Origin of the sequence: Paenibacillus sp. ACRRY, assembly GCF_022346995.1 — a bacterium.
Classification (GTDB): domain Bacteria; phylum Bacillota; class Bacilli; order Paenibacillales; family Paenibacillaceae; genus Paenibacillus.
Genome location: NZ_JAKRNM010000001.1, coordinates 288,160 through 300,158 on the forward strand (window position 1 = coordinate 288,160; position 11,999 = coordinate 300,158).

The 11,999-nt window shown below is 47.3% G+C and carries 10 protein-coding genes; 9 read left to right on the top strand and 1 reads right to left on the bottom strand.

Annotated elements, in window-relative coordinates:
* Positions 1 to 272: 272 nt before the first annotated feature.
* The 8 genes from biuH to atzF are packed head-to-tail and all read left to right on the top strand — an operon-like array spanning position 273 to position 8,557.
* Positions 273 to 956 (top strand): biuret amidohydrolase, encoded by a 684-nt coding sequence (gene biuH / locus MH144_RS01330; RefSeq protein WP_239296869.1) that lies wholly within the window; start codon positions 273 to 275, stop codon positions 954 to 956.
* A gap of 50 nt (positions 957 to 1,006) precedes the next feature.
* Entirely contained in the window at positions 1,007 to 2,014 is a 1,008-nt protein-coding gene (locus MH144_RS01335) for an ABC transporter substrate-binding protein (protein WP_239296881.1), read from the top strand.
* An 11-nt stretch (positions 2,015 to 2,025) separates the two neighbouring features.
* Positions 2,026 to 2,850 carry an ABC transporter ATP-binding protein gene (locus MH144_RS01340; protein WP_239296882.1) on the top strand — a complete coding sequence of 275 codons (825 nt, stop codon included), beginning with the start codon at positions 2,026 to 2,028 and terminating at the stop codon, positions 2,848 to 2,850.
* Complete coding sequence (locus MH144_RS01345) at positions 2,847 to 3,599, top strand: ABC transporter permease (RefSeq protein ID WP_239296884.1); 753 nt, start codon at positions 2,847 to 2,849, stop codon at positions 3,597 to 3,599. Before MH144_RS01340 ends, MH144_RS01345 begins: the two co-directional genes overlap by 4 nt.
* A complete protein-coding gene (atzD, locus tag MH144_RS01350; RefSeq protein ID WP_239296893.1) occupies positions 3,596 to 4,669 on the top strand; it encodes a cyanuric acid amidohydrolase in 1,074 nt (357 codons plus the stop codon). Before MH144_RS01345 ends, atzD begins: the two co-directional genes overlap by 4 nt.
* 43 nt (positions 4,670 to 4,712) lie before the next feature.
* The gene (locus MH144_RS01355; RefSeq protein ID WP_239296895.1) at positions 4,713 to 5,147 is read left to right on the top strand and encodes a cupin domain-containing protein; all 435 of its coding nucleotides are present in this window, start codon (positions 4,713 to 4,715) and stop codon (positions 5,145 to 5,147) included.
* 16 nt (positions 5,148 to 5,163) lie between these two features.
* Positions 5,164 to 6,771 (top strand): PucR family transcriptional regulator, encoded by a 1,608-nt coding sequence (locus MH144_RS01360; protein WP_239296905.1) that lies wholly within the window; start codon positions 5,164 to 5,166, stop codon positions 6,769 to 6,771.
* A gap of 31 nt (positions 6,772 to 6,802) precedes the next feature.
* A complete protein-coding gene (gene atzF / locus MH144_RS01365; protein WP_239296915.1) occupies positions 6,803 to 8,557 on the top strand; it encodes an allophanate hydrolase in 1,755 nt (584 codons plus the stop codon).
* 307 nt (positions 8,558 to 8,864) lie between these two features.
* On the opposite strand, the gene MH144_RS01370 is transcribed toward atzF, so the two are convergent.
* Complete coding sequence (locus MH144_RS01370) at positions 8,865 to 10,019, bottom strand: glycosyltransferase family 61 protein (RefSeq protein WP_239296917.1); 1,155 nt, start codon at positions 10,017 to 10,019, stop codon at positions 8,865 to 8,867.
* Positions 10,020 to 10,447: 428 nt separating this feature from the next.
* Here MH144_RS01370 and MH144_RS01375 point away from each other — a divergent pair, with 428 nt between their 5' ends.
* Positions 10,448 to 11,974 carry a response regulator transcription factor gene (locus MH144_RS01375; RefSeq protein WP_239296919.1) on the top strand — a complete coding sequence of 509 codons (1,527 nt, stop codon included), beginning with the start codon at positions 10,448 to 10,450 and terminating at the stop codon, positions 11,972 to 11,974.
* Positions 11,975 to 11,999: the final 25 nt, after the last annotated feature.

Consider the following 11,999-nt stretch of genomic DNA (forward strand, 5'->3'; position numbering starts at 1 on the left):
TATCCATTCATATCAACCAAAGTCGCTGAATCAGCGGCTTTTTTGTGTTTTTATTTAAGCTAAGCGATAAAGGCTATGTGATAATTTATAACACAACATTTGAATGATTGTGAAAAACAACAAAAAATAATGAAGCTTTTTTATGGAAAACTACAAAGACATCCCTGATCGATCGTAATATAATATGACACAAGAAGAAAACGAGTTAGGTTATATAACACAATATTTGATTAACACATGAATTTCTGTTCGTTCTGAAAAGGAGAATACCTATGCAAATTACAGCAGCACCGTACAGTTGGCCTTACGACGGGAATATCGATCCCAGTAAAACTGCTTTAGTCATTATCGATATGCAAATCGACTTTTGCGGCAAGGGCGGTTATGTGGAACAGATGGGGTATGACTTGTCCTTGACGGCCAAACCCATTGAGCCTATTCGAAAACTCCTGCATCGGGTCAGGCAGATAGAACAGTTTCATGTCATCCACACGAGAGAGGGACATAAACCGGATCTATCCGATCTGCCTGCAAACAAACGTTGGCGCAGCAAACAGATTGGGGCAGAGATAGGCTCCTCCGGACCAGCAGGACGCATTTTGGTTCGAGGTGAACCGGGATGGCAGATTATAGAGGAGCTTGCTCCGATCGAAGGTGAATCGATCATTGATAAGCCCGGCAAAGGCAGTTTTTATGCCACAGACCTGGATCTGATCCTGAAGAATAAAGGAATAACTCATTTGATATTGACGGGAATTACAACGGATGTGTGTGTGCATACAACGATGCGTGAAGCCAACGACAGAGGATATGAATGTCTGATCCTGGATGACTGCACGGGAGCGACCGATCCTGACAATCATCACGCCGCGCTCCAGATGGTCAAAATGCAGGGAGGCGTGTTCGGCAGCGTCAGCAACTCCAGCGAGGTATTAAAAGCGCTAGCTGTTTTTTAATCAATCACTGCCACAGCAATAGAAAAAGCAACAACATGGGAGGAAATCATATGTGGAGATGGTCCAGAAAGTCACTGCTTATCGTAATGTCGGTTTGTTTGCTTGCACTAACAGCTTGCGGGTCGAACGATATGCCTAGCTCAGCTTCAGGAAATGGAGAATCCGGAGAACTGAAAAAAGTGGTTCTGCGTCTAAAATGGGTTCATCAAGCACAGTTTGCCGGCTTCTATACCGCTGTAGAGAAGGGGTTTTATAAGGAAGCGGGTTTGGATGTTGAGATCAGACCAGGCGGCGCGGATTTTCCTTCCGTACAGATGATAGCATCAGGTGCGGAGCAATTCGGCGTGACGGGCGCAGATCAAATACTGATGGCCAGGGAGAAAGGGGTTCCCGTGAAGGCATTGTCCGCCATTTACAGAAAAACGCCATTTGTGTTGTTTAGTCTCAAGGATTCAGGGATCACGAAAATGGAGGATCTGGTCGGCCAGAAGATCGGTGTGAAGCTTGGAGGGAATGAAGAGCTGACTTACCGAGCAATGGTGAAAAATGCGGGCATAGACGGAACCAAGGTGGAAGAAATGCCTGCAAAATATGACCTCAGTCCATTGCTCAGCGGACAGGTGAAGGCATGGCCCGGTTATGTAATTAATGAGGTCCTCGCCGTACAGGAACAGGGGAATGAAGTCAATATTATTGAGCCAGGCGATTATGATATTAACTTTTATGCGGATACGTTGTTTACGACAGAGGACATCATCGAGCGTGATCCCGAAATGGTGAAAAGCTTCGTCCAGGCTTCCATGAAGGGCTGGAGCTACGCTATTGAGAACCCTGAAGAGGCTGCCGAATTTGGCTTGAAATACGGGGATAAATTGACCCTTGATCACGAGGTCAGCATGATGAATGCAAGCATTTCTTTGCTGGAGCCGGAGAAGCTCCCACTCGGGAAGATGGAGTCCGAGGCATGGGACGTGCTGCAGAAGAACCTGATTGATTTGGAATTCTTGAAGGAAGAGCAAAAGCTAGAAGACGTATTTTCAAACGAATTTATCGAATAGGGTGTGATTTTATGCTAACAACGACCAGTGGTCTGGAGAAAGAAGCTTCGAGGCTCCACGTACAACAGACAACCATTTCTTCCAAAAGTGACATCGCGGTTACGTTGAAAAATTGCTCCTTATCCTTTGGTGACGTCAACGTATTGAACAATGTGTCGATTGATATTTATAAAAATGAGTTTGTTTCGATCCTCGGCCCAAGCGGCTGTGGGAAGTCAACGCTGCTCCGGTTAATGCTCGATCTGCTTCAGCCAAACGCAGGAGGAGAGATCGTCTATCCATCGAAGGATCTCTCGCTCGGCATGGTGTTTCAGAAGCCTGTATTGATGCCCTGGCTAACCGCAATCCAAAATATATCGCTGCCTCTCACGATCGGAGAGAAGAAATTCACCAAAAAAGAGATCAAGGAAAAAGCGGAATCCTCGCTGCGGTTGGTTGGACTTCAGGATTTCATGAATCATTTTCCGCATCAGCTGAGCGGGGGCATGCAGCAGCGGATTGCGATTGCAAGGGCACTCGCTGCAGATCCGACAGTATTGCTTATGGATGAGCCCTTTGGGGCACTCGATGAATTTACGAGAGAAAAGCTGAATTTCGAACTGCTGCGTCTATGGGAGAGTCCCGAAACGAGCCTAAGTACAGTTGTTATGGTTACCCACTCGATTCAGGAATCCGTGCTGCTATCCAACCGCGTGATCATGATGTCACCAAGACCTGCCGGAGTGGAGGACATTATTTCGGTTCCGCTGCCTTCACCGAGGGAGATCGGTATGGATGAGCTTCCGGCCTTCCACCAGACAGTCAATGAGTTAAGAAAGCGGGTCAAACACCTATGAAAACCAAGATCAAAGATGCCATGTATCCTGTCGTATTCGCCATTGCCTTTCTTATATTATGGGAACTTATTGTTCGTCTTTTCGACATCCCCCTTTATTTGCTCCCATCTCCCACAGGAATCTTATCGGTTATGGACAGCTCATTATGGTCGCATATGCTGGTCACGCTGCTGGAGGCTTTGGCAGGCTTCGTGCTTGCCAATGTCCTGGGATTGATTACCGCTGTGATCTTCGTGCATTCCAAGCCGATTGAAAAGGGAGTATTCCCGCTGGCGATTGCACTCAAAACGACCCCGCTCGTCGCTCTGGCTCCGCTGTTGGTCGTATGGATGGGCACAGGGTATTCTTCCAAGGTTGTAGCTTCCATGCTAATCTGTTTCTTTCCCATTCTGGTGAACAGCGTAAAGGGTCTGAAAGCCATTGAGCACGAAGCATGGGAACTGTTCTCCACATATAAAGGCACCAAGTCAGAAATTTTCTGGAAATTACGACTGCCTGCAAGTCTGCCTTATGTGTTTTCTGCGTTAAAAATCTCGACCTCGCTGGCTATCGTGGGTGCCATTGTCGGTGAATTTGTCGGTGCAAACAAAGGGCTCGGCTATGTCGTACTGGTATCTTCATACCATATGGATACGCCTGTGATGTTCTCCGCCATTATTGCATCCGCACTATGTGGCCTGGTTCTCTTCTGGGCCATCAGCTTACTAGAGAAAAGAATTATATTCTGGCAAAGGACGGATGACCTATGATGAGATGCACTGTGAACCGTATTCCAAGCCGTTCGCCTAACGATGTGGCTGCGATGGAGAAAGCGATCCATGAGGGAGTTATTGATCCCCAAGATGTGGTTGCAGTACTAGGTAAAACAGAGGGCAATGGCTGCGTGAACGATTTTACGCGTGGTTATGCTGTGCTGGCGTTAAAACAATTTTTTGGAGAATATCGAAAAGAATCAACCTCGTCCATATCCTATGTGATGTCTGGAGGAACCGAGGGCATATTGAGTCCTCACTTTACAGTGATTAGCCGCAAGGGTGCTTATAACCAAGATAGTCAGAGACAAGATCAACACTCTCTTGCCATTGGCGTCGCCAAAACACGGGATTTCCTTCCGGAGGAGATTGGAAGGCTGGCTCAAGTGGACGAAGTGGCTGCTGCCGTTCAGCGAGCCATAGCAGAAGCTGGCATCGAATCTTCGGCAGATGTACATTTTGTGCAAATCAAGTGTCCGCTGCTGACGTCGGAAGGCGTGTATGATGCCTTGAGCAGATCTCAAACCACCGTGACAGATGATACCTACAAATCCATGGGATATTCACGGGGAGCCTCTGCACTTGGTGCGGCAGTTGCTCTTGGAGAGGTGGAACGAGCTGGACTTCAGGATACGGATATCTGCGATTCATGGCAGCTGTTCAGCAGCGTAGCCTCCACGTCGGCAGGCAGCGAGCTGGCATATTGTGAGGTGATCGTCTTCGGCAATTCCGACTTCGCGGAAGGTCCATATTTTATCGACCATGCTGTAATGAAAGATTCCATTGACGCCCCTGCGCTCAAGCGCCTGCTGGATATACATGCAGATGCTGAAATGGTGCAGGTGATGGCCAAGGCAGAGGCCGATCCCACCGGGTTCATCCGGGGTCACCGGCATACGATGCTTGATGATTCGGATATTAACCATACGAGACATGCGCGGGCTGTCGTCGGAGGTGTGCTTGCTTCGGTGTGTGGTGATCCAATGATCTATGTGTCTGGTGGAGCCGAACATCAGGGGCCCCCAGGCGGCGGGCCGGTGGCTGTGGTTTTTAAGCGTAGGGATTAGACGGGATACATCCATAAAAAAACACAAATGGAGGAATGACAAGATGATTACAGCCAAGAAAACGGAGGTTATCACAGGGGAAGAGATGCAATGGGGGCTCATGCCGAATCATATTCACCTGTATCACCGCGAAATTGTGTCTGCAGAGCAGGCTGATCAGATGGGCTTCCGTACCAGCTCTGTTTTATGGGAAAAGATCGGAGTTGGCGGTCAGGTACTGCCCCACTATCATGACGTAGCTGAAATCATTCACATCACGGTAGGGAAAGTAAAACTGTTATGCAATGGAGAATGGAAGAGCTATCAGGCAGGCGATACGTTCCATGTCCCGGCAGGCGTTATTCATTCGGTAGCTAATGATGATGAACAGCCGACAGAACAGATCAGCATTTTCTTGCCGGTTGAAGAGAATGCTCCGGTTAACTCCTTTTTTAATACAACATTAGTGGAAGATGTCTTTACCACCAAATTGAAATAGTCAGGCGGGATTGGAGATGGCAGATCACAAGAAGGCAGGATTCACGTGCAGTGATGTTTTGTTGATCCACGACTTTAAGGAAGCTGTCGTCTTGGCTGGAGCGAGTGGCATGCAGCGAATCATTAACCGTGTCAACGTGATGGAAGTGCCGGATGTGATTGATTGGGTGCGCCCAGGGGAGTTTCTGATTACCAGTGGATTTCCATTTCGTGATCAGCCAGAGGCTATAGCGGATATCATACCGCAGCTGGTGGAGAAAGGTGTATCGGCGCTAGGGATTAAAACGAAACGATTCATTGATCATATTCCTAGCCGTGCACTCGAACTGGCAGATCAGTTGGATTTCCCGATCTTTGAGCTTCCGGCCGCGATCGTATTTTCGGATGTTGTTCGAGATATTATGGAACGAGTCCTTGTGCAGGAGGCAAGAGAGCTTTCGCTGCTGCAAAGCCGTTTTCACAAGCTGTCTCAACAACTCCTGTACGGGAAAGGATTAGAGGAATTTTTGCAAACACTGGATGGCATATTGAACAATCCCATTGTATTGCTTGATGACTCCAATCATCTGTTCCTTTCTCCTCAGGCAGAAGAGATTGTGGAGGCAGACAATCCAATGCTGTGGTCCGGTTTGCGGGAAGAGAGCAGTCTCGGTGTGAGTTTCATAACGCTAGGTGAGCGTCGAATTCGTGTATATGTATCAGCCGTTAATGACAAGCAATACGACAAATGCTTGCTGGTTCTGCTGGAATGGAATCAGGAGCACTCCGTTGTTGATCGGCTGACGATTGATCGCGTAGGCGTTTTGGTAGGGCTCGAGATGATCAATGCCAACGCCAGGCGGGAAGTAGAGCTGAAGTACGTCGATCAGTTTCTGCAGGACTGGATTACAGGCCGAATTGTAACCATTGAGGATCTGAAGCTGCGAGCGGAAGCGTGCGGGCACCCACTTGAAGATGATCAGCCGCGCCATGTCGCGTTAGTGCGATTTCTGAACGTCAAACCTAGCATCAGGACCATGCAGCAGGCGATTAAAAGGCTGAGAACCAAATCCAAAGGTGAGGGACTTCAGGCAACTATACTGGAGGGAGAGCTGGTTCTTCTTTTCGCAGAAGTCATGTATGGTAATCGAAATGTGGCGATGGACACCATTATTGCTGATATGAAGCTGGTTTTCCCTACAGAGAGCTATTCTCTATGTATCGGTAATCGAACCGGAGCTGCGGAGAAGGTGTATGAGAGCTATAACGATGCCAAAAAGATTCATCATATCAGCTCCATTTGCGATTACCGTGAACCCTATGTGGACTATATGAAGCTAGGGGTGTTCCAACTCTTATACCATCTACCGGATACGGAGGAGGTACAAGAGTACCGTGATCGATTCATTCAGCCCTTGCTTACGTATGATGCCAAGCATAATTCCCAGCTGTTTGAAACGTTGAAGGTATATTTTAAGCATAATCGAAATGTGAAAAAGACGTCAGCGGAGCTTTTCACTCATTATAATACTGTTTCCTATCGGGTAGAGCGGGTATGTGAATTGCTGGGGATCAGCATGGATAATGGCGATGATGTATTGCAGCTGCATCTAGCAATGAAGTTGAATGAAATGAGACCAGCCTGATTAATATGTACGCATCAAGGAGGGGTGACGGATGAGTAAGCCGGATATGAATATACCGCGTGAACTGACAATAGACTGGCTGCAAACACAATATGGGAGCGGGAAACTCAAGCCAGAGCAGGTCATTGAAGAGATCATCTGCCGTTCCCGTGAGGACGAAGGGATGAATATCTGGATTACGCCGCCTGTACTGGAGAGAATCAAGCCGTATTTGGACCGTCTCAAAACAATGGATACTTCCTTGCCGCTGTGGGGTGTACCATTCGCCATTAAGGACAATATCGATGTGGCTGGCACACCAACGACGGCTGGCTGTCTCGAATATGCGTATGTTCCAGACAGGCATGCTGCTGTTGTAGAACGATTGTTAAACGCAGGAGCCATTCCTGTAGGTAAAACGAATATGGATCAATTTGCGACTGGGCTTGTAGGCACCCGGAGTCCTTACGGTGAAACGCATAACGCGCGAAGCGCTGAATGGATCAGCGGCGGGTCCAGTTCAGGATCTGCCGTAGCCGTAGCGAGGGGGCAGGCAGCATTCGCCCTAGGCACGGATACCGCGGGCTCCGGAAGGGTTCCTGCGGCGCTGAACCGTCTTGTCGGCTATAAACCGAGTTTAGGAGCCTGGTCAACAAAAGGTGTTGTTCCCGCATGTGCCAGCCTGGACTGTGTAACTGTATTTACCCATTCTTTACAGGAAGCAAGGATTGTCGATGTGCAAATGCGGGGCCTTGAATCATCAGACCCATGGTCCAAGGAAATATCGCGAAGGGTCGATAAGCTTCCCCAAAAGTTGTATTTGCCTAAAAATCCATTAACGTTTTTTGGTCCGTTGGCGGTTGAATACAGGAAGGCATGGGATGCAGCCGTCCAGAGGGTCGAACGGTTGGAGCTGCCAGTCGAATATATCGATTACGATCTCTTTGAGGAGGCTGCCGCACTTCTGTATGATGGACCTTGGGTAGCTGAGCGATGGGCCAGTGTAGGAGGATTCATTGAGTCAAGCCCAGGAGTCACTGTCCCCGTGACGGAACAAATCTTGCGATCAGGCAACTCAGACAAGCATGATGCACCCTCTGTATTTACCGCAATACATAAGCTTCAGGAGCTGCGAATGATAAGCAACAAGCTTCTTCAGGAAGCCGTACTTGTCATGCCGACGTGCGGAGGAACGTGGAAAAGAAGTCAGATTGAAGCCGAACCGATAGCTGCGAATTCGGACATGGGGCGGTATACGAACCATTGTAATCTCCTAGATTTATGCGCGGTTGCTGTACCAGCAGGTGATGCGGTGGCAGAACTACCGTTTGGAATTACGCTCTTCTCGCTGTCGGGAAATGAGCACTTGATAGAAAACGCTGCGGCCTCGTTTCTGGAAGAGAATTTGCCGCCTTTGGAAGCAAAAAGGCAAGAAACGATGCTGGTTGCCGTCTGCGGCCTGCACATGAGAGGTTATCCACTGGAGAAACAAATGCTGGAGCACGGGAGCCAGTTCATTGGTGAGTCGCATACGGCGGAGAAGTATCAAATGCTGAAGCTGCCTACCATACCGGCTAAGCCTGGGCTGCTGAAGAAGAAGGCAGGCGGCAGTGCCTTTGCACTTGAATTGTGGCAGATGCCAGTCGCTTCTTTTGGCGCGTTCGCTGCATTAATTCCGGCCCCGCTAGGTATAGGCAAAATTGAATTAGCAGATGGGACAGAAGTATCCGGGTTTATATGCGAAGGCTATGCTGAAGAAGGAGCAGAGGATATTTCTGCTTACGGAGGATGGAGAAACTTACGATAAGTATGCAGAAGGCGGGGGCACTTAAACGATCGTCCTTCGATCCCAAGTACCGAATATCGCGACAAGAGAAGACACCTATGAGTGCATAACATTCTTTCCCATTCATGATGTCACATGAATAGTCTATGATGTTACATTGCGTATTCATCATCCATAATCTTCGATTTGATGCATTCCGAGTTCAATAAAGGGCTACTGACTCTCTTAGTCAGTAGCCCTTTATTATTATTTTAAGTAATCAGGAACCCGCATTCTTACCGTTTAGTTATGAGTGATTCTGAGTGACTCTGAGGGACCTGAACATTATTCAGGTATCCTGTTTATTCAGACCAGCTATACGCATCGTTTGCTCCAGTCGATCCAGGTCCACGGTGAAGTCCTCTAATCCCGAAAAACGGTCTGGTGTCGTTCCATCATCTTGTCCATACATCATATAATAATCAAGTTTGTTATGGTTGCTAATCATCCAGTAAGTAGGTACCACATGCCGGATATGAAAAATTTCGAAGACAAGGGTGTCTTGCATGCAGAAAGCGAGGTTGGCCAGCCCGGCTCCATGCGGTGCAACAATCGCTTTTGAGGAAGCAAAGAGCTGAACCTGCTGGGCAATGCTCCAATCCTCCAGACAGACCGAAACAAACCCGTACGCCTCCAAAAGCCGGATGACTTCACGCTCGTTAGCTATCCGTCGTGCGGAGGCTTTGCTCCGAGAAATGAAAATGCGCTCCGGTGAATCCAGCGTTGTGTCGCGTCTAGGCAGCATAAACATGCGAAGGACAGATGTAGCCCAAGGCGGATAGTGTGAATTCATCATTAGGGAAGGCACAACCAAACGGTCAGCCTGAATTTCCCGATTGTCTCCAGTACGAATCACGGACGATACCGATGCGCCAAACATTAGTAACGTCTCTTCCACAAATGATGCATGAGGATTAGGATTCATGATCAGCGATTGAAAAGGAATATTTAGAATTTGAAGCATACCCAGTCGAGGCAGCACATCATATAACCAATGAAAGTAATTATGACTCCCGCAAAAAGTCAAAACGGCAGAAGTCCCTTGGAGATACAGTTGCTCCTGTATCATACTCCGATACAAAGCAGGGTGCTCTTCCAGTGTCAACATTCTATTAAGTCTTCCATCGTATTCGGGAGAAAGGTCGAAGATCAATTTTTCATCTGATGTCAGGACGGAACCTGATGTTCCCCAAACACGCCCATTCGATATGTATGCAACATACCCGCCTTCGGGATGAACGCTATAGGGCATCAAATAACGGTGAATTTCCGTTTCAAGGGTTTTAGGTATCTCGTAATTGGCGACTTCACCAAGATCAAAAGGGGAGACTTTATCATCACTACCGGAGGAAATGGAAGCCCTCCATTCCCAAATGTCCCTGTAGAAACCGGACTTATCTGAATTAGTGCCTGTCGATTTGGCATTATTACATATCTCATTCATTTTCAGCCCTCCATAATGATGTGGTTGCTATGAAGTTAATTTATGCATGCAGGCTTCAAAGTGATTAGAGCTGATCATATCCTTTATTTCTTATGTACAATTTACACATGAGATCTTTTCAATATCGCTATGAACATGTCGCAATATCATTAAATAGTAAAGCTTTGGATGCTAAATCAAGTATTGTATGTTGTATATGTTGTAAAAGCTCTGGATAATTATAATGTTACACAGTTATTATTATAGTCATTTAGACCTGAGGATAGCTCAGATGTGTTGAATTTCTTTCCATCATGAGAGAAGATTCGACGCATTTATTAGCTTTAATGAAGCTAAGCATATGATAGTATTGGTTTGAAGAAATAAAACATTATAAGTTCGCTATCAAACACGATGCATGCTTCATTTACTGAAGAGGGGGAAGACGAATGATGAATGTTTTGTTGGTGGATGACGAGCCGTGGGTACTTGAAGGCCTGAGAACCATGGTGAATTGGGATAAATACGGTTTTCGCATCTGTGGTGAGGCAGAGAATGGCAATGCCGCCTGGTCCATGATCGAAAGTCTTCAGCCGGATCTGGTTTTTACAGATATTCATATGCCATCCGTGAGTGGCCTCGAACTGATCGACCGTTCCAAGCATGGGCTGGCCAAAGCACCACGATTCGTTATTTTAAGCGGATATGATAGCTTCGAGTATGTAAAAACAGCGCTGGAGCAGAGAGTAGAGGACTACTTGCTCAAGCCTATTGATGAGATCGAGATAGAAAAAGTGTTGGAACAAATGGGTCGTAAAATTCAGGAAGAACAGATTTCGGCAGCAGTACACCAGCGTGATCGTGCCCTGTATGTGAATTGTTTGTTTGATCGCCTGATTCAAGGGGAAGAGAGCATGGAGCTGCAAGCCGAAGTGAATACGATGCTGCAAATGGAAGGCCATGAGGATATGGCCTGTCTTCTAATCACCACGGATATCAGTAAAGAAGACGTGAAAGAACGAATACACGCTTTTGGTGGTGTCCATTGGTCGGAACCTTTCGTGGATGCTGAAGGAAATATCGGAGTGTTCGCTGCCGATATTGATTATTCCTTGAAGCAGCTTGAGTCAATGGGCAGAAATATATTGGAGATCTATGCCGGTCATTCGTCCATGATCGTAGCCATTGGAATTCATTCGGGTACAGAATTCGTTATGCGATCCGCATACGAGAGAGCTTTGTTCGCTCTAAGATGGAAGCGTTATCAGGGAGGGGGCGGATTTGTTCATCATCAGGATCTGCCGCAGAGTGACCCATTGGCCAGCGTAAATCAAAAAGCTTTAGCCAAACTGATGGAAGCCATTCTTTCAGGTGAACAGGATAGGTTGGAAGCGAAGATTCAAGCACTTCTTGCTGATTCTGACTTAGGACTACCCGTCTCCAATATGGAATACGTCCGGGTTCAATTGCTTGCCCTTGAAATGAGTATTCTCAAGGAGTTGAAGGAGCTGGAGGGAGATATGGGCAGTTTTATGCTTGATGTTCAAAATAGGGCAGGCGGCATTACTAAAATCCACTCCTACCCAGCGTTTCGGGATTATGCACGTGTGTTAAGTTTGAACGCTTTGGAGGCTCTGCAGGAGCAGCGAAAAGAAAAGGAATGCAGCACCATTTTTCGTGTGGTGCAATACGTCAATCAGGAGTTCCGTCAAAAGCTGCAGCTTCAGGAACTCGCACAGCAATTTCATATGAACGCCAATTATTTGGGGCAAGCATTCAAGCAGCAGACTGGCCAAACGTTTCGGGAATATTTAAACGATAAACGGATTGAGGAAGCGAAAAGGCTACTACGCCAAAGCTGCGCATGTATTGCTGATATTGCGGTACAGTCTGGTTATCCGAATGCAGACTATTTTGTAAGTCAGTTCAAGCGAATGACGGGCATGGCACCTTCTGCATTTCGTAAGCAGCAATAGCCCCCCGGATAGATGAGAAGTACGA

What these genes read in the sequence shown, in the direction of transcription:
- biuH (WP_239296869.1), top strand. Translation starts at nt 273, where the DNA reads ATGCAAATTACAGCAGCACCGTACAGTTGGCCTTACGACGGGAATATC.
- MH144_RS01335 (WP_239296881.1), top strand. Translation starts at nt 1,007, where the DNA reads ATGTGGAGATGGTCCAGAAAGTCACTGCTTATCGTAATGTCGGTTTGT.
- MH144_RS01340 (WP_239296882.1), top strand. Translation starts at nt 2,026, where the DNA reads ATGCTAACAACGACCAGTGGTCTGGAGAAAGAAGCTTCGAGGCTCCAC.
- MH144_RS01345 (WP_239296884.1), top strand. Translation starts at nt 2,847, where the DNA reads ATGAAAACCAAGATCAAAGATGCCATGTATCCTGTCGTATTCGCCATT.
- atzD (WP_239296893.1), top strand. Translation starts at nt 3,596, where the DNA reads ATGATGAGATGCACTGTGAACCGTATTCCAAGCCGTTCGCCTAACGAT.
- MH144_RS01355 (WP_239296895.1), top strand. Translation starts at nt 4,713, where the DNA reads ATGATTACAGCCAAGAAAACGGAGGTTATCACAGGGGAAGAGATGCAA.
- MH144_RS01360 (WP_239296905.1), top strand. Translation starts at nt 5,164, where the DNA reads ATGGCAGATCACAAGAAGGCAGGATTCACGTGCAGTGATGTTTTGTTG.
- atzF (WP_239296915.1), top strand. Translation starts at nt 6,803, where the DNA reads ATGAGTAAGCCGGATATGAATATACCGCGTGAACTGACAATAGACTGG.
- MH144_RS01370 (WP_239296917.1), bottom strand. Translation starts at nt 10,019, where the DNA reads ATGAATGAGATATGTAATAATGCCAAATCGACAGGCACTAATTCAGAT.
- MH144_RS01375 (WP_239296919.1), top strand. Translation starts at nt 10,448, where the DNA reads ATGATGAATGTTTTGTTGGTGGATGACGAGCCGTGGGTACTTGAAGGC.